The sequence below is a fragment of the Streptomyces sp. NPDC056479 genome (assembly GCF_042795335.1).
GTDB lineage: Bacteria > Actinomycetota > Actinomycetes > Streptomycetales > Streptomycetaceae > Streptomyces.
On sequence record NZ_JBHTRZ010000002.1, the window covers coordinates 264,709 to 282,613 of the forward strand.

Sequence of the window (17,905 nt, forward strand, 5' to 3'; positions counted from 1 at the left end):
GCGGCCGCTCCGGCCCGTCTGGCCGCCGCAGCGAGTTCAACAAGTACCGTATGAGAGGGGCCAGTTACACGACGTTTACGCCAGCGACTCGGTCGTGAGACCAGTCCACCCCACCATCGCAATACCTATCACTCGACAGGTAACCCCCGTTCGGAGGTGCGGTGATGAACCGATCTGAGCTCACCCCTGCGTCACGTCCCGCAGAGGGCGTCACGACCAGCGCCACTCCCGTCGGCTATCACCAGGAACTGCGTCGCGGGATGGGCGGCTTCGCGTCGTTCGCCGCGGGCTTCTCCTTCGTGTCGATCCTCACCACCGTCTTCCAGCTCTTCGGCCTCGGCTTCGGCCTCGGCGGGGCGGCGTTCTTCTGGACCTGGCCGCTGGTCTTCGCGGGCCAGCTGCTGGTCGCACTCTGCTTCGCCGAGTTGGCGGCGCGTTGGCCCATCTCCGGGGCGATCTACCAGTGGTCGAGTCGGCTGGCGGGCACCACGGTCGGCTGGTTCACCGGCTGGATCATGATCATCGGGCAGATCCTCACGGTCGCGGCTGCCGCGATCGCCGCGCAGGCCGTGCTGCCGGGCATCTGGTCCGGCTTTCAGATCATCGGCGGCCCGCACGCCGACCCCTCGGTCGCCTCCCCGACCGGCGCCCAGAACGCGGTCCTCCTGGGCTGCCTCCTGCTGGTGATCACCACGGTGGTGAACATCCTCGGCATCCGTCAGATGGCCGCCGCCACCAGCGTCGGCGTCATGATCGAGATCGTCGGTGTGATCGTGCTCGTGCTGGTGCTCTTCTTCCTGCCCGAGCGGGGGCCGCAGGTGGTGGCCCACAACACGGGTTGGGCAGGCGAGGGCGGCTACGTCGGGGCGTTCCTCGCGTCCTCGCTGATGGCGGCCTACGTCATGGTCGGCTTCGACTCGGCGGGCGAGCTGGCGGAGGAGACACACAGCCCACGCCGGACCACGCCCCGGACCATCCTTCGGGCGCTGGTCATCTCGGGCGTCGGTGGCGCGCTGCTGATCCTCTCGGGGCTGCTGGCGGCGAGCAGTCTGACCGACGGCAACCTTGCCGCAGGTGGTCTTTCCTGGGTACTCACCGACCGGCTCGGAAGCGTTCTGGGGCGGCTGCTGCTGTGCTGTGTCGCGGTCGCGGTGTTCGCCTGCACCCTCGCCGTGCAGACCTCCGGCGCACGGATGATCTACTCCATGGCGCGCGAGGGCGCCCTGCCTTTCCACCGGTACCTCGGGAAGGTCTCCGCCCGCACCGGTACGCCGATCATCACGTCGATCGTGGTGGGTGCGGGCGCCGCTGTCGCGCTCTTGGTGAACGTCCGCCAGTCGTCGATCTTCACCGCGCTCTCCAGCCTCTGTATCGCCATGCTCTACCTGGCCTACCTGGGCGTGACGCTGCCGCTGCTGGTCGCCCGGATCCGACGCACCGGCCCACTCCCGGACGGCGTCGACGAGACAGGCCGGCCACTGTTCTCACTGGGCCGTTGGGGAATCGTCGTCAACACGCTCGCCGTGCTCTTCCAGGTCGGCATGACCGTCAACCTCCTGTGGCCCCGCGCGGAGATCTACGACCTCACCGAGGGCACCTGGTGGCTGCAGTGGAGCGCTCTGCTCTTCATCGGCGTCAGCCTCGCGGTCGGTGCCGGCTACTTCCTCACCCGCCGCCTGCACCTCCGCATCGCGCTGAGGCACGTACCCCACACGCACATCGAGCCGCCGGTCGAGGCCGTCGCCGAGCCTGCCTGACGGCTTGGCGGTCCGCTCCCGGCCATGCAGCGCCGGACGCGCCGACGACGTACCCGACGAAGGGACGACGGGACACCCATGACCACGCAGGACGGGCCCGCGGCCATCGCGCCGCACGGCCAGCACCCCGCCGAGCCGCCCACCGAGAACGCCGCCCGACAGCAGCCCACCGCCCGACCCGCCGCCAGTGTGCGTGATCTGCACCTGACCGACAGCGTCCGCAGCGCTCGCGACGACGCCCGTGCCCAGGACGGGCAGGCGGGCGAGTGGATGCCGTATCTTCCGGCGTCCGCGAGCCCGCACTGCCCGCCAGGAGTGGACCCGGCCGCCCTGGTGTGGGCGGAGACGGTGGCGCCCGGCGGCTACACCCACAAGGTCCTCGCCCGCGGCACCCGGCTGCGCTTCGACGATCCGACCGGTGACGCCTGCGCCCATCTGTTGCTCTTCAACGCCCTGGAACCCGTCGAGCGGCTCAATGTCGCCGACACCCAGAAGATCCCCTGGCAGGCCTATCTGGGCGTCGACCACCCGCTGTTGTCCGGCGAAGGCCGGATCATGGCCGTCGTCACCGGCGACTCCTCCGGCCGGCACGACGCCTTCTGCGGCACCACCACCGATGCCTGGAACGAAAGCAAGTACGGTGACGCCCGCCCCGAGGGGCCGTCCCCGTCAGGGCGCGGGCTCTTCGTCAAAGCCGCCGCCAAGCACGGCCTGAGCCGACGCGATCTGCCGCCCAGTGTGTCCTTCTTCCAGGGCGTACGCGTCGAGGCGGACGGCGCCCTCGGGTGGCGGGGCAGCGCGGGGCCGGACGCCCATGTCGAACTCGTGGCGGAAATACCCCTGTTGGTGCTGGTCGCCAACGTCGCCCATCCACTGGACCCGAGCCCCGACTACGTCGTCGGGCCACTGCGGGTGCATGCCTGGCGTGGCACCGCGACCGGGCCCGACGAGCCGCGGTTCACCGCGACGCCCGAACTGCACCGGGCGTATCTCAACACCGTCGACTACTGCGAAGCCCGGGGGCTGTGACATGGCGAGCACTCAGGCCGAGAACACCGGGAGCACCGCGAAATCGGTGAACCCCCACCCCACCGCTTCGGGCGGCACCATCGCCTCCACCGTCCCGGTCGGGGCCGTGTACGCCGAGGGATCCGCCCTGGACTGGGGAGCGAGCCTGGTCGAGGGCGCCGTGGTCCTGGACCAGAACGTGGCGCCCAACGCGCCCTGGTCGGCGGTGGTGAGCGAGGGGCACGTCCTGACGATCGTCGATGTCGGCGGCAACCAGTCCGCCGACTGCCTGCTCTACGACGCCGACGATCCGGAGGAGCGCTACAGCGTCCCGGACACCCTGGCCTGGCAGGGCAACGCCTATGTGCGCACCGGCACGGTCCTGCGCAGCAATGAGGGCCGCCCGCTGATGACCGTCGTCGCCAACGAGATCGACCGCCAGGACACGATCGGCGGCGCCTGCGGCAGGGAGTCCAACACCCTGCGCTACGGCCATCATGTGATGTTCCATCACGGATGCCGCGAGAACTTCCTCGCCGAGGCGTCCCGGCGCGGCCTGGGGGTGCGGGACCTCGTCTCCAACCTCAACTGGTTCATGAACGTGCCCGTCGAGGCGGACGGCGCGCTCGGCATCGTGGACGGCATGTCGGCGCCCGGCCGCCGGGTCGCGGTGCGCGCCGAGACGGACGTCCTGGTGATGGTGTCCAACTGTCCGCAGATGAACAACCCGTGCAACGACTTCAATCCGACCCCGCTGCGGATGATCGTCGTGGATCCGAGCGGCCTCGCGGGCGCCGGCGACGTGACGTCGCGGAGCATCCCGGAGGACGCCGCGTGACCCGCCCCGTCACCGTTCTCGTCGCCAACCGCGGTGAGATAGCCCGCCGTGTGATCCGCACGGCCACCCGGATGGGCCTGGCCACCGTCGCCGTCTTCTCCGACGCCGACCGGGCCGCCCCGCACGTCCGTGAGGCCGGCAACGCGGTCCGTCTCGGTCCGGCGCCCGCCCGCGACTCGTATCTGCGGGGCGACGCGATCATCGAGGCCGCGCTCGACCATGGCGTCGGGATCATCCACCCGGGCTACGGATTCCTGTCCGAGAACGCCGCCTTCGCCCGCGCAGTCGAGGATGCCGGTCTGCGTTTCGCGGGCCCGGCCGCCGACCAGATCACGGCCTTCGGCGAGAAGCACACCGCCCGCGCCCTGGCCAAGGCCGCCGGGGTGCCGCTGCTGGCCGGCACGGAACTGCTGGCGAGCGCCGAGGAGGCCGTCACCGCGGCGGAGTCGATCGGGCTGCCCGTGATGGTCAAGGCCACCGGCGGGGGCGGCGGCATCGGCATGCAGGCCTGTGCCACCGCCGACGAGGTGCGCGAGGCCTTCGCACGCGTGGCCACGCTCGCGGAGTCCAACTTCGGATCGGCCGGCGTGTTCCTGGAGCGCCTGGTGCGCCCGGCCCGCCACGTCGAGGTGCAGGTCTTCGGCGACGGCGCCGGGCGGATCGCCGTCATCGGCGACCGCGACTGTTCGCTTCAGCGCCGCAACCAGAAGGTGATCGAGGAGGCCCCGGCCCCCGCCCTGCCCGACCGTGTCCGCGCACTGCTGCACGACTCGTCACGCCGGCTGCTCGCATCGGTCGGCTACCGGGGCGCGGGGACCGTGGAGTTCGTCTACGACCCGGTGCGCGAGGAGGCCGCCTTCCTGGAGGTCAACACCCGGCTACAGGTCGAGCACCCGGTGACCGAGGAGGTGTACGGCGTCGACCTCGTGGAGCTCATGCTCACCCTGGCCCGCGACGGCCGGGTCGACGACGCGGTGTTCGAGCGGGAGTGGAAGCCCACCGGACACGCCGTTCAGGCCCGCGTCTACGCCGAGGACCCCGGCAAGGACTCCCTGCCCTCCTCGGGCCTGATCACCCGGGCGCTCTTCCCCGGGCAGGGCACCGACGAGATGCCGGGTGTCAGGGTCGACGGTTTCGCTGACACGGGCCTGGAGATCTCGCCGTACTACGACCCCATGCTCGCCAAGGTCATCGCGCACGGCGCCTCCCGCGACGCCGCGTTCGACGTGCTCGGCGAGGCCCTGGGCGCGAGCCGCGTCGACGGCATCGTCACCAACTTGGGTCTGCTGCGCTCGCTGACCGTGCGGCGCGACGTGCGCGAGGCCATGCACAGCACCAGCACCCTCACCAGCACCGCAGATCCCGAGCAGCGCATCGACGTCCTGGTGCCAGGACCGATGACCACCGTCCAGGACCTGCCGGGCCGACTCGGCTACTGGCACGTGGGCGTGCCGCCGAGCGGCCCCTTCGACCCCGTCTCCTTCGCCGAGGCCAATCTGGCCGTCGGCAACCTGGCCCAGGCTCCCGCGCTGGAGGTCACGGCGGGCGGCCTGACACTGCGCTTCTCCACCGCCACCGTGGTCGCCGTCACCGGTGCCCCCGTCCCGGCCACGGTGGACGGCACCGCCGCGGTCCTGTGGGAGCCGGTGCCGGTCCCGGCCGGCGCCACCCTGGTCCTCGGCACCGCACCGGGGCCCGGTCTGCGCAGCTATGTGGCCGTCCGGGGCGGCATCGACGTACCCGAATACCTGGGCAGCGCCTCGACGTTCACTCTCGGTGGTTTCGGCGGGCACGGCGGCCGGGCACTGCTCGCCGGAGACGTACTGCGGCCCGCGGCCTCCGGTGCCACCGCCGGTGGCCCGACCCCGCCCGAGCGCCGTCCCGCGATCATGTCGTCCTGGCAGATCGGTGTCACCGAAGGGCCGCACGCGGCACCGGAGTTCTTCACCCGCGAGGACATCGACACCCTCTACGCCACCGACTACAAGGTGCACCACAACTCGGCCCGCACCGGCATCCGTCTGATCGGACCCAAACCGCGCTGGGCACGCCAGGACGGCGGCGAGGCCGGACTGCACCCCTCGAACATCCACGACACGCCGTACGCGGTGGGTGCTCTGGACTTCACCGGCGACACGCCGATCATCCTGGGCCCCGACGGACCGTCCCTCGGCGGGTTCGTCTGCCCCGCCGTGGTCGCCAGCGGCGACCTGTGGAAGCTCGGCCAGCTCCGCCCCGGCGACACCGTCCGGTTCGTGGCGGTCAAGGAGGCCGAGGCGGCCGACCTCGACGCCCACCGCGCCTCACCCGCGCTGATCAGCACGGGCGGAGACGGCGACGACGGCATACTGGGCCGCCTGGAGGCAACGGACACCCGCCCCGGCGTCACCTTCCGCCGGGACGGCGACGACAACGTCCTCGTCGAGTACGGCCCCATGGCGCTCGACCTCGGCCTGCGGATGCGCGTGCACGCCCTCCAGGAGACCCTGGCCGCGCACGCGCCCGACGGCATCATCGACGTCACCCCGGGCATCCGGTCACTGCAGATCCACACCGACGCCCGCAGACTGAAAGCCCGTGACCTCACCGCCCTGCTGCGCGAACTGGAGGACGAGGTCCCGCCCACCAACGAGCTGGTGGTCCCCTCCCGCACGGTGCGGCTGCCGCTCAGCTGGGACGACCCGGCGACCCGCCTCGCCATCGAGCGGTACATGGCCGGGGTGCGCGACGACGCCCCCTGGTGCCCGTGGAACATCGAGTTCATCCGCCGGGTCAACGGCCTGGAGACCGCCGACGACGTCTACCGCACGGTCTTCGACGCCTCGTACCTGGTGCTCGGCCTCGGTGACGTCTATCTCGGCGCCCCCGTGGCCACCCCGCTCGACCCACGGCACCGCCTGGTGACCACCAAGTACAACCCGGCCCGCACCTGGACCGCGGAGAACTCCGTCGGCATCGGCGGTGCCTACCTGTGCATCTACGGCATGGAGGGTCCCGGCGGCTACCAGTTCGTCGGTCGCACCGTGCAGATATGGAACCGGTTCCGCAGGGGCGGCCTGTTCCAGGACTCCCCGTGGGCCCTGCGCTTCTTCGACCGCATCGAGTGGTACCCCGTCACCGCGGAGGAACTGCTCGAACTGCGCGCCGAGACCGATGCCGGGCGAGGCCACTTCGACACGGAGGAGGGCACTTTCTCGATCGCCGAGTACAACGCCTTCCTGACCGCCAACACCGACTCGATCGCGGCCTTCCGGCAGCGGCAGAGCGCCGCGTTCGAGGCCGAGAAGGAACGCTGGCGGGCCGCCGGCGAGTTCGACCGTGACGACGACTCCGAACCCCCGCCCGCCGATGCCGTCGCCGTCCCGGACGGCGCGGTCCCGGTCACCGCGCCGTTCACCGCCACCGTCTGGCAGACCATCGCCCAGCCGGGCACCGCCGTCGCCGAGGGCGACCCGATCCTCTCCTTGGAGGCGATGAAGATGGAGTCCAAAGTGAGTGCCCCCACCACCGGAACGCTCCTGGAGATCTACGTCCGGCCCGGTGATCAGGTCGCGCCCGGTCAGGTCCTCGCTGCGGTGAAGGCATGAGCGCCATGACACCCGCCGAACGCGTCGAGGCCGCCTACGACCGCATCGAGTCCGCGGACCGGCCCGAGGTCTGGATCCACCTCAGGCCACGCCACGAGGTGCTCGCCGAGGCGGCCGCGATCGATCCGAAGCTGCCGCTGGCAGGCCTGATCGCAGCCGTCAAGGACAACATCGACGTGGCCGGCCTGCCCACGACCGCCGGCGCGCCTTCCTACGCCTACCTGCCCGGGGCCGACGCGCCCGCGGTGGCACGGCTGCGCGCGGCCGGCGCGGTGGTGCTCGGGAAGACCAACCTGGATCAGTTCGCCACCGGCCTGGTCGGCACCCGCAGCCCCTACGGCGCCGTACGCAACGCCTGGGATCCGGCCCGCATTTCCGGCGGGTCGTCCGCCGGCTCCGCGGTCGCGGTCGCACTGGGCATAGCCGACATCGCGCTGGGCACCGACACGGCCGGCTCCGGGCGGGTGCCCGCCGCACTCAACGGCATCGTCGGCGTCAAGCCCACCAAGGGCCTGGTGCCGGTGACCGGAGTGGTCCCCGCCTGCTACACCCTCGACTGCGTGACCGTCTTCGCCCGCGACCTCCGGCTCGCCCGCACAGCCGCGGAGATCGTCGAGGGCCCCGACCCGGCCGACCCGCTCTCCCGCACCGGCACCCAGCTTCCGCCGCCCGCCGCGCGCCCCAAGGTCGCCGTACCGGCGGACGAGAACCTGCGGGACATGGCCGAAGGGTGGCGCGAAGCCTTCGACGCCGCAGTCGCCCGCCTGGCGAGCAGCGGAGCGGAGATCGTCGAGGTCGATGTGACCCCGCTGCTGGAGGCCGCTCAACTGCTGTACGGCGGTGCGTTCGTGGCCGAGCGGTACGCCGCCGTGGGCGAGCATCTGGAGAAGCACCGGGCCCTGATCGGTACGGACCTCGACCCCACCGTCGCTGCCATCGTGCTGGCCGGCCGCGAGAAGACCGCCGTCGACTGGGCCGCCGACTCCGCCCGGCTCGCCGCCCTCGGCGCCGCCGCACGCGCGGCTCTCGACGGCTGCGCGGCGCTCCTCACCCCGACCACCACCTGGCACCCCACCCTCGACGAGGTGGCGGCCGACCCGGTCGGCGCCAACGCGCGGATGGGGCGTTTCACCAACTTCGCCAATCTGCTGGACTACGCCTCGCTCGCCGTCCCCGCCGGGTTCGTGGACGACCTGCCGTTCGGCGTGATGCTCACCGGCCCGGCCTTCTCCGACCGCGCCCTTGCCGCCTTGGCCGAGCGGTTCGCCAACCCGGGGCTCGACCTGTTCGTGGTCGGCGCCCACCTCACCGGACAGCCCCTCAACGCACAGCTGGTTCAGGCAGGCGGCACGCTGGTGGGCCCGGCGCGCACCGCAGGCAACTACCGGCTGCACGCCCTGGCCACCCAGCCGCCCAAGCCGGGCCTGGTCCGGATCGGCGAGGGCGGCTCAGGCATCGAGGGCGAGGTCTGGCGGCTGCCGGCAGCAGGGTTCGGGGCACTGACCGCCGCCGTTCCCGCGCCGATGACCATCGGCACCGTCGAACTGGCCGACGGACGGCAGATCAGTGGCTTCCTGGTCGAGCCGTACGCCGTCGAGAACGCGCCCGACATCACCCGTTTCGGAGGCTGGCGGGCCTATCTGGCCTTCACGTGACCGCAGGAGGCACCGGCGGGCACCCCGGGCGCCGGTCACCGCCGGAAGCCGTTGGCCGAGGTGGCAGGATGAAATCATGACGACGACGCGGCCCCGCCAAGGAAGACCCCGGCACACGCCGCCGTCCGACCCCAACGCCTCTGGTCGGGAACAGATCCTCGACGCCGCCGGTGCGCTCTTCGTCGAACACGGGATCGCCGCCACCAGCACCCGCATGATCGCCGAGCGGGTGGGCATCCGACAGGCCTCGCTGTACTACCACTTCGCCACCAAGGACGAGATCCTCGCCGAACTGCTGGCCACTTCGGTCCGGCCGAGTCTGGAGATGGTGGAGCGCATCCAGGCGTTGGCGCCGGAGCAGGCGAGTGCGGCCGCGGCGCTCTACGCGGTGGCCGCGACGGACGTACGCACCTTGTCCCGCACCCCGTACAACATCGGCACGCTCTATCTGCTCCCGGAGGTGCTGGCCGAGCGGTTCGACGCCTTCCGCGCCGACCGGGGCCGGCTGCAGCACAGCTACGGGGTTCTCGGCGCTTCGGCGGCGGCCGAGGGCGTCACCGGAAGCATGCCGTCCGAGCGGATCGGGGAACTGCTGATCCAGCTGGTGGAAGTCGTCATCCAGATACGGCGTTCCCGTGAGCCGGAAGCGGACGACACGGATGCCATCGCGTCGTCGTGCCTACGGCTGTGCGGGCTCGACGAGCAGACCGTGGCCGCCGCCAGGGACGAGGCACACGTCCTGCTCAGCGGCCTGGCATGACCAACGGCCCGCCCGTCTTCGACCTTTGACCTCGGGAGGGCTCAGATCGAGAACCGCTCCTTGCGCGGCAGGGGTCGCACTCGGCTGGTGAAGCCGCCCGCACGGAAGGGGACTTGGAGCAGTCCGGGCCGCAACCGCTGGGCCAGGGCGGCGGTGATCATGCCCTGGTCGAGGGCCAGGACGAAATCGCTGACGCGGCCGGTGGTGACGTCGACCGAGTCGCGGAAGCCGTGGCGGTCGTCGTAGGCGTCGAAGGTGCGGTCCAGGGCGCGAAGGTTGGCGAGGGCCTCGGTGGGCGCCTGGGGAGGGGCGAGAAAGTTGGCGTGCGGGGGTGACGACGCCGAGCGAGTGGTAACCGTCCTCCTGCATGCGGATGGCGTCGACCCCGTACTCGCGGTAGCCGCCGTCGGGGATCGAGGCCGGGGAGAATCCCCAGTAGCCGTATCCCTCGTCGTTCAGGCCGTGTTCGATCTGGCTGCGGACGTAGCGCTGGGGCGTGGTGCCCCAGGAGTGCGGGGACCACTCGGCCTCGGGCACGAAGAGCGGGACCATCAGGGGTGCGCCTGATGGTGCGGCCCGGCTCCGGGGAGGCAGGTGCCGTGATCCACCCCGAAGCTGAAAGCTTGCTGGATGGCAACCGGCACGCGGGCAGGCCCGGGCGACTCTCGCCCGCAGGAATACGCGCTGGCGTCGTCAGCACTCCTCTTGAGCCGCCACCCTTTCCGCGGCACGCAGTCCATGCAAAATCGCGACGTCCATGTTGATGTACGAGTAAGTGGCCAACCGGCCGGCCAGGTAAATGGGGTTCCGGGACTGGCTGCGCAGCCGACGTTCCAGTTCCCGCTGGGTCCGCTGGTTCCCGTCTGCCGCATCCAGGACCGGATAGTGCTTGGCTCTCACGCCGGGATACTCCCGCAGCACTAGGGTGCCGAGTCGATTGTGCAGTTCAGGGAGGGCCCACTTGGTCTCGATCGATCGTGTCCACGCCAGAGACGCAGAAGGTTCGTTGACAACCATCGCAGGTTGAGCGAGGGCAGTCTCCGGCAGGTACACGGGTTGCAACCGCACCCCTCTCCACTGAAGGGCCCCGGGCTCACCAAGGAAGTCGTCCAGCGCGGACGTCACGATCACTGGCCGGCCTACTTGCGAGATTTCCGGCAGATCCTTGAGGGTGATTCGGCATCCGAGGTGCACGACGGATGGGCGGAGGAGTGCCTCGACGAGGTCCCCGTAGCCTCGGCGGGGCCATCCCTGGTAGGTGTCCCGGAAGAAGTCGTGGCAACCGTCGTCCCGTAGCTCCACACGGCCCCTGGCAACGGCTGCCGATAGCGTGCTGGGATGTCGCCCCCACTGCTTCTCGGTGTAGGCGCGAACGCACTCGCCGTAGAGGGTCGGCCCCAGAACGGAGACGCAGTACGACTCAAAATCGGACTCGTCCGTAGGGCCGGGCAGATTCGCTAACTCCCGCGCGATGTCGGCGAAGTCGGGCAGCGCGCACAAATCGGCCCTCTGCGGTGGCCACGACACCAGACGACCCCGAAGTCGCGTGAGGACGCGATGTCGATACGGAACGAATTCGACCACGCCGGAAACCAGGTTCCAAACAGTGCGGTGATCGGTATGGAAGATGTGGGCCCCGTGAGGCTCGTAAGGGATGCCACGAAACCACTCCGTGCGCACGTGGCCCCCCACCACTTGCGCCTGTTCGTAGACCTCGACTGAGAATCCGCGCCGGGTCAGGTACCACGCCGCAGCCGCGCCCGCCAGGCCGGCGCCCACTATGGCTACCGTGCCGCCCATCGTCGGTTATCAGCTGTTGAAAGTGTTCACCTGCACGTTGCCGCCCAGGTGGTTCACCTGGAGGCCCGACGAGTTGTCGATGCTGATGGAGTACTGCCCACGCGCGGCGTATGCCGGATCGTGAAGCGCCATGAGGTGGTGTGCCGCTCCCAAAATGGCAGGGTCGTTCAGCGCTCCGCTCTCCTGCAGGGCGGTCTCGAGCGTTGTGCGCCACGCCTCGGGAGCCTCGATGTAGTCGTCGATCACAGCCTCCATCTCACGGTCCCCGCGAACGCGTCCCGCCAACAAGCCACGCAGCCGGGCGTATGCCTCCTGCACCGCCGCACTCGCCGTGTCCTGCAAGCCTTGCGCGCCTCCGGCCGCAAGCGCCCCCAGCACCAGTGATACCGCTTCAAGTTCCATGTGGTTTCCCCCAGTTAACGAGAGGAGTTTCGCCCAGCCGCATGCTAGCGGGGCTCAGGTGGTGAGGTACGGCGTGGAAAGCGGTCGCTGCGAGCCGCTGTGCGCTCCTGACGCGCCCTTGTGAGCCGCGCGTACCGCCAAGTACCTTTGCCGCCCCGTGCGCGCCAGACACCTGGCAGCGTGCCACCGGCTCCCAAGTGTCGAAGGCTCGACGAGCATGACATCTGGAACGAGCAGTGCCCGCCCGGAATCCTCCGACGACGAAGGCACAGCATCGACCACCGGTTCTGCGGCGCCACTTGCTTCTTCAGCACCTGTCTTCGCCGCAGACAGCGCCCATGGTTCCCAGGTCAACAGCTCGGGCGGCAATACTCAGATCAACATCCACGGCACTGCATCGCGTCCGGATCTCTGGCCCGTCGTCATCGGCGCACTCCCTGCTCTGGCCTCGGCTTTCCAGCCTCGCTCGCGGTTGCGTGACCAGCTGGTCACCGGATCGCGCTTGGCACCAGGCATGGTGCCGACTCAGGTACTGGTCGGGGGCGGCGGTGCCGGCAAGTCCCAACTCGCCGCATCGTTCGCCTATCGGGCGCTCGATCCGCAGGGCAACAGGAGAGATGTGGTCATCTGGGCGACGGCCGTGTCGCGTGAGAGCGTCCAGCTGACCTACGCGGAAGCGGCACGTCGCCTCGCCATACCCGGCACCACAGGGGACGATGTGGTGCACGACGCCCAAGTCCTGCTGGCCTGGCTGACTGTCGGCACCAGATCGTGGCTGGTCGTTCTCGACGACATTGCCGATATGCGCGACGTGGACGACCTTTGGCCGCGCGGGCCAGGCGACCGGGGCCACGTCGTCGCCACGACACGGAGAAAGGAGCCCACACTGAGTGGCGGAGGCAGGAGCGTGGTCGATGTGCGGACGTTTCGGCCGGAGGAGTCGGCAGCCTACCTGCGTCAGCGACTGTCCTCGTCAGGCTTCGGGCACTTGCTGGACGCCTCGGTCGACGACCTCGCCGAGGCGCTGGGGCACCTGCCACTGGCGCTCTCCCACGCCGCCGCCTACCTGATTCGCAAGCAGCGCCTCACCTGCACCGACTACCTCCAACGCTACGTGCAGGAGTCGGCGTCACTAGCAGAGCTGCTGCCCGGATGGGCGGACACCGAGGCCTACGGGCGTCCCATCGTTGTCACCTTGACGCTCGGTCTGGAGGCTGCCGCCGCCACACCTCCGCTGGGTGCCGCCCAAAAGGTATTGCAGATGGCCGCCTTGCTCGATCCGGCCGGGCACCCGATGCGCCTATGGGACACAGCCGCGGCGGCGGCACAAGCCGACCCGACCGGTGACGCTGTACGTCCGTACTCTCCTGAGGACGTCTGGGAGACATGCCTGGCACTGCACTCCTACGGCCTGCTGCACATCGACTCGGCGGGGGGTCCTCGCGCCTTGGGCGTCCATGCGGTGACAGCTCGCGCGGTGAGGGAGTCCGCGGATCCAGACCAGCTCGGACAGGCAGCGGAGGCGGCGGCAGACGCACTCGCGGAGATCTGGCCGACCTACACCTACCTCGATGCCGACCTGGTGGCGGTACTGCGCGCCAATGTGGAGGCGCTATCGAGGGTCGCGGGGGATCATCTGTGGACGTCCGAGCGATTCAGGCTGCTGTATCGCGCGGGTGACAGCTTGTTCGACGTCGGCCTGCAGGCAGCGGCAATCGGTTACTGGACCAAGATGGCCGAATCGGCCTCACGGTTCCTCGGCCCCGACCACCCCGAGGTGCTGGCAGCCCGCGCCAGAATCGGCCGGGCTCAGGGGCACGCCGGAGATCCCGCGACCGCCGTTCGCACACTTGGGCAGGTGGCGGATGAACAGTCTCGATTGCTCGGCCCGGAACACCCCAGTACCTTGACGAGCCTGCAGGACCTGGCCCGATGGCGAGGCCACGCCGGTGACGCGGGCGGGGCACTGGCCGCGACGCAGGAGGTTCTCACCACCCGGCAGAGCGTGCTGGGTCTTCTGCATCCCGACACCCTGGCGAGCCGGGCCACACTCGCCCGCTGGCGAGGTGAGACGGGGGACGCTGCCGCTGCGGCGAAAGGCCTCGAAGAGGTTTTTGAGGACATGCTCACCACTCTGGGCGCGGATCACCCCGCCACACTCAAGGCTCGCAACAACCTTGGTTACTGGCGCGGAGAAGCCGGCGACGCGGCTGGAGCCGCCCGAGCGCTGGAGGCACTCCTCGAAGATCGTCTCAGGGTCCTCGGTCCGGACCAGCCCGATACGCTTAACACGCGCAACAACGTGGCCTACTGGCGCGGAGAAGCCGGCGACAGTGCGGGCGCGGCGCGCGCCCTCGAACAACTGCTGGGCGACCGAACCAGGATATTGGGCGCTGACCATCCGCACACCCTCGCTACCCGCAGCAACCTTGCCTACTGGCGGGGCAAGGCCGGGGACGCCGAGGGGGCCGTCGGGGCGTTCCGCGACCTGCTGCGCGATCGGATCAAGGTCTTGGGGCCCGATCACCCGGACGTACTCGACACCCGGGCGAACCTGGCCCGGTGGAGCGGTGAGGCCGACGGACCCGCCGATGCGCCTGCCGCGTTCAATGCGCTGCTCATCGACCGACTGCGAGTCCTCGGACCGGACCATCCCGACACCCTCACCACGAGGCACGAGGTCGCTCGGTGGAGCGGGCACGCGGGAGATCCTGATACCGCAGTGCGGGGTCTCGGGGATGTGCTGCCGGACCGGCTCCGCATCCTCGGCGCCGATCATCCCGACACAATGGCCACCCGGCACGAACTCGCCCGGTGGCAAGCGGAGGCCGGGGACCTTGAGGCAGGCTTGACGGGATTGGCCGCTGTGCTCGCGGACCGGCTGCGTGTCTTGGGAACCGAGCATCCGCACACGCTCGTCAGCTACGCCGAACTGGGCCGGTGGCGTGCGGAGGCCGGCGATATAGCGGGGGCGCTGTCCGCTCTGCGCAGCGCGGCGGACGGCCGGTCGAGAATTCTGGGCGAGGGCCATCCTGAGACCCGGGCAACTCGGGCCGCATTGGACCGGCTGCGACAAAGCGGGGGTTGCTCCTAGGCGAGCAGTGCGAGCAGTTTGTCGAACAGCGAGACGCCACAGAGAAACAGGGCTGTGGTTTCCTCCTGCGCCGAGGCGTGATGGGGCAACATGGCAACGAAGTGCAACGCTGCCTGGAACAAGGACTGGAGGTAAGAGCGCTCGTCGCAACGCGCTGCCAGTAGCGCCGCGAGGCCCGCGTAACCTGGCACCGCCTCCACGGCGAATTCGTACGCGGCCTTGCCCGTCCGGCGCAGCACATACCGCCCAGCCATGATGGCTCCGTAACCGCCCTCGACTGACTGGACCAGCTTGCCGTAGTCGTATGTGATGGGCAGCAGGTGCCCCCCTCGGGGGTCGACCACCTCTGTGGACCCTTCATGGACGAGGATGTTTCCGCAGTGCAGATCCCCGAACGTCATCCCGACGCGGTACGGCGTCAGGTAGGACACCAGGCGAGGATCGCCGAGGAGGCGGTTCAGACAACGTGACACGCCTGGCAGCCCGGCTCCATTCATCGTGACGACATCCGCGTCCATCAGCGTGCGCAGGTAGGGGAACTCCCGTGCCTGCGAGCGACGCACGGCAAGACGTCGCTCGGTCAGTTGGTGTACGTGATCCTGACCGACGTGGCGCTCTGTGCGGTGAAACAGCTCTATGTCGTCGTCCAGAGCGCTCGCGGCGTGGCGGCCAACCTGACCGGCCGACTCACCGGCGAGCGCGAGGTCGTCCACGGTGGAGCCGTCACCGAAGCGTTTCAGCAGGAGGAACGACAGGCCCGGGCCGGCATGGCCGGTGATGAACAGACTTCTTGGCAGACCCCTTCGGGCCACATCCCGGTACCAGCGGATCTCGTCCCGCAGGGTGGGCGCGCGTCCGAACTCCACCTTCACTACGTACGTCTCGCCGTCAGCGCAGACGTAGTACAGCGTCGACGGTGTGTTGTGTGACCGCAATACCGACACGAGCCGGTCGCCCAGCACCCCGATCAGCGCGGACTCCCCTCCGGAGAAGGAGTGCTCCGCCTGCTCCCGCAGTCTCGTGGTCACAGCCGACAGTTCTCTGCGATGGCGAAGCATGTAGGACACCCCGTTCCCCCTGGGTTACCGCCCCGGCGGCCGAGCGTTGCGGCGCTCGCCGTCTAACGTCCGACGCCCCGCACGAGGTCGACCAGATCGAACCGGCTTCGGGTTACCGACAGCCGCTCCGCCAGATCAGCGGCTGCCGTCCGGTGGCCGGGCTCCTCCAGAATCCGCCCCAGACAGCGTGAGAGCTCCTGTGCGGTGATGGGCAGGGCCCAATGTCCGGCCAGAGGTGTGGACGGATGGACGGCGTCATCAACCCGCCATTCGAGCGGACGGCGGTACGCGGGGTACAGCATCCCCGCACCGTGCGCTTCGGCCTGTTCCGCCCACGCGGCCTCCGATGACGTCCAGGGCAGGCACAGCACCGGAACGGATCGCTCCAACGCGTGCACCAAAGTGGTACCCCCATGCGTGATCACCAGGTCCGCTTCGTCGAGCAGAGCCAGATACCGTTGCGCCGGGACGATGCCCAGGAACGTCTCGCCGGTGCGGAAGTGGCGGGCGTACCGTCCACCCCCCATGACGGCGAACTCCAGGTTGCGCTCGGCCTTCACCAGCGCTGCGAGCGCCCGGGGGTAGTCAGAGTCGGGCCGGTTGTTCCCCTCCGCCAGGTAGGAGACCACGAGCGGCTTGCGACGCGGCCGGTGATGCAGTGGCGTCGGCGGTGTCATTACGGGACCGACGTACACGTCGTTCGTGCGCTGCTGCACCGGATCCAGTTCCGGACAGCTTGGTATGAGATTGAGGTCTCCCTCGAATGTCTCCCGTTCGTCCTCATACGGCGCCAGATCCCAATGCGCGCGGCTGTCGTTGAAACTCCGCAGACACTCCGGGAGCGGGCGATCAGCGAGTTCATGCATTTTCCACGCGCCGAGCGTGGGCCCTGAGCGCAGACCGTGAGCCATGGCCAGGGAGACCACTGGTATGCAATCCGCCTCGGCCGCGATCCGCAGGGTGTCGTGGTAGTCATTTACGACCACGTGGGGTCGGAACGCACGCAAGACATCGAGAACTCTAGCGGTGTTGCCCATCACGAAATCCTGGTCACCGAAGCCCAGCGCGAGGCGTCTTTGCGCGTGCCGGAAGGCATGCGAGTACTGCGGTAGCCGCTGCTTCGCGGGGAGCAGGGTCTCCGGCCGGTTGTCGACCTCGGCGATCGCCACCCCGGGAGCGAGCGTGCACACCCGAGCGGCCTTTGCCCTGCTTGAGATGATTAGGCAGCGGTCGCCCCGCTCTTGCAGGAGCGTGGCCAGATGGGCGACCCGCGCCAGATGGCCTTCCCCGCCATCCCAGAAGGACAGCACTATTCGCAAGGTCCTCTCCCCCTCACAGCGGTCATCGTTTGACCGCTCACACGATGCTGCCCAGATATCACCGTCGCGTACCCGTCAGCCGTGGTGGCGCCCCTACTTCTCCTTCAGCGCGCCCAGTGCGACGGCCGTTTGGGGCCGAGAAGCCGAAGATCATCGATACCGCGCGCTTATGCAAGGTGGCCTACATTCCGAACAGTCACGCCTCGAATGGCCTAACGGCGCCAGTGAAGATCATAGGCGGGGGCCGTGCCGTCGGAGCGTGCTGCTTAAGAGGTCTTCTCATTTGGCGAGTGAGCTCTTTCAGTGCGGTCGCTGATCGGGTCAAACGCGTTGCCGGCCGCAGCCCCTACCAGCTACCGGCGGCTCACCAACTGCCGCATTCACGCATCACATCGGCGTCAACGGATGTCCCGCTCATCGGCCGGAACACAATCGTGAACTGTCTGAGCCCAGTCCTGGAAGTCTCCGACGAAGAAGGCACGCGACAGGAGGATGTCGCCGGCACGTTGTGCCCGAACCAACAGCCCCAGCTCCTCTGATGTCGCATCGCCCTCGACCGAAATCCGCGGCTCCAAGCCGCCGTCATGCACATAGCGGTGACACTCAGCTGTGAGCATCGCGAGACCG

12 protein-coding genes and 1 pseudogene are annotated in these 17,905 nt (G+C 69.4%); 7 read left to right on the forward strand and 6 right to left on the reverse strand.

Translation table 11 applies throughout. The features are described from left to right. The first annotated feature begins 164 nt into the window (after nt 1-164). The 6 genes from ACFQ6S_RS07510 (at nt 165) to ACFQ6S_RS07535 (ending at nt 9,605) form a co-directional block, all read left to right on the forward strand. Nucleotides 165-1,757, forward strand: coding sequence for an amino acid permease (locus ACFQ6S_RS07510; RefSeq protein ID WP_383404776.1), 1,593 nt, complete (start codon nt 165-167; stop codon nt 1,755-1,757). 78 nt (nt 1,758-1,835) lie between these two features. Beyond that, nucleotides 1,836-2,786, forward strand: a complete 951-nt coding sequence (locus ACFQ6S_RS07515) for an urea amidolyase associated protein UAAP1 (protein ID WP_383404778.1) — start codon at nt 1,836-1,838, stop codon at nt 2,784-2,786. A gap of 1 nt (nt 2,787) precedes the next feature. Beyond that, nucleotides 2,788-3,603: an urea amidolyase associated protein UAAP2 gene (locus ACFQ6S_RS07520; RefSeq protein ID WP_383404780.1), complete on the forward strand. Its 816-nt coding sequence runs from the start codon at nt 2,788-2,790 to the stop codon at nt 3,601-3,603. Further along, nucleotides 3,600-7,190 carry an urea carboxylase gene (gene uca, locus ACFQ6S_RS07525; protein ID WP_383404782.1) on the forward strand — a complete coding sequence of 1,197 codons (3,591 nt, stop codon included), beginning with the start codon at nt 3,600-3,602 and terminating at the stop codon, nt 7,188-7,190. Before ACFQ6S_RS07520 ends, uca begins: the two co-directional genes overlap by 4 nt. Before the next feature lie 5 nt (nt 7,191-7,195). Next, entirely contained in the window at nt 7,196-8,845 is a 1,650-nt protein-coding gene (gene atzF / locus ACFQ6S_RS07530; protein WP_383406477.1) for an allophanate hydrolase, read from the forward strand. Between the two features lie 76 nt (nt 8,846-8,921). After that, a complete protein-coding gene (locus tag ACFQ6S_RS07535; RefSeq protein WP_383404784.1) occupies nt 8,922-9,605 on the forward strand; it encodes a TetR/AcrR family transcriptional regulator in 684 nt (227 codons plus the stop codon). Between the two features lie 41 nt (nt 9,606-9,646). Here ACFQ6S_RS07535 and ACFQ6S_RS07540 read toward each other — a convergent pair. From ACFQ6S_RS07540 to ACFQ6S_RS07550, 3 genes and pseudogenes are all read right to left on the reverse strand, one after another. Next, nucleotides 9,647-10,160, reverse strand: a pseudogene (locus ACFQ6S_RS07540) (glucoamylase family protein); the annotation flags it as partial. Nucleotides 10,161-10,298: 138 nt separating this feature from the next. Beyond that, nucleotides 10,299-11,384, reverse strand: coding sequence for a UDP-galactopyranose mutase (locus ACFQ6S_RS07545; protein ID WP_383404786.1), 1,086 nt, complete (start codon nt 11,382-11,384; stop codon nt 10,299-10,301). 30 nt (nt 11,385-11,414) lie between these two features. After that, entirely contained in the window at nt 11,415-11,807 is a 393-nt protein-coding gene (locus ACFQ6S_RS07550; RefSeq protein WP_383404788.1) for a hypothetical protein, read from the reverse strand. Between the two features lie 217 nt (nt 11,808-12,024). Here ACFQ6S_RS07550 and ACFQ6S_RS07555 point away from each other — a divergent pair, with 217 nt between their 5' ends. Next, nucleotides 12,025-14,901 carry a tetratricopeptide repeat protein gene (locus tag ACFQ6S_RS07555; RefSeq protein WP_383404790.1) on the forward strand — a complete coding sequence of 959 codons (2,877 nt, stop codon included), beginning with the start codon at nt 12,025-12,027 and terminating at the stop codon, nt 14,899-14,901. Here ACFQ6S_RS07555 and ACFQ6S_RS07560 read toward each other — a convergent pair. The 3 genes from ACFQ6S_RS07560 to ACFQ6S_RS07570 all read right to left on the reverse strand — a co-directional run bounded on the left by ACFQ6S_RS07560 (nt 14,898) and on the right by ACFQ6S_RS07570 (nt 17,895). Further along, nucleotides 14,898-15,929, reverse strand: coding sequence for a phosphotransferase (locus ACFQ6S_RS07560; RefSeq protein ID WP_383404792.1), 1,032 nt, complete (start codon nt 15,927-15,929; stop codon nt 14,898-14,900). The two genes, ACFQ6S_RS07555 and ACFQ6S_RS07560, sit on opposite strands and share 4 nt — an antisense overlap. Before the next feature lie 92 nt (nt 15,930-16,021). Continuing rightward, the gene (locus ACFQ6S_RS07565) at nt 16,022-17,269 is read right to left on the reverse strand and encodes a hypothetical protein (RefSeq protein WP_383404794.1); all 1,248 of its coding nucleotides are present in this window, start codon (nt 17,267-17,269) and stop codon (nt 16,022-16,024) included. Between the two features lie 407 nt (nt 17,270-17,676). Next, complete coding sequence (locus ACFQ6S_RS07570) at nt 17,677-17,895, reverse strand: hypothetical protein (protein WP_383404796.1); 219 nt, start codon at nt 17,893-17,895, stop codon at nt 17,677-17,679. Between the last annotated feature and the right edge of the window lie 10 nt (nt 17,896-17,905).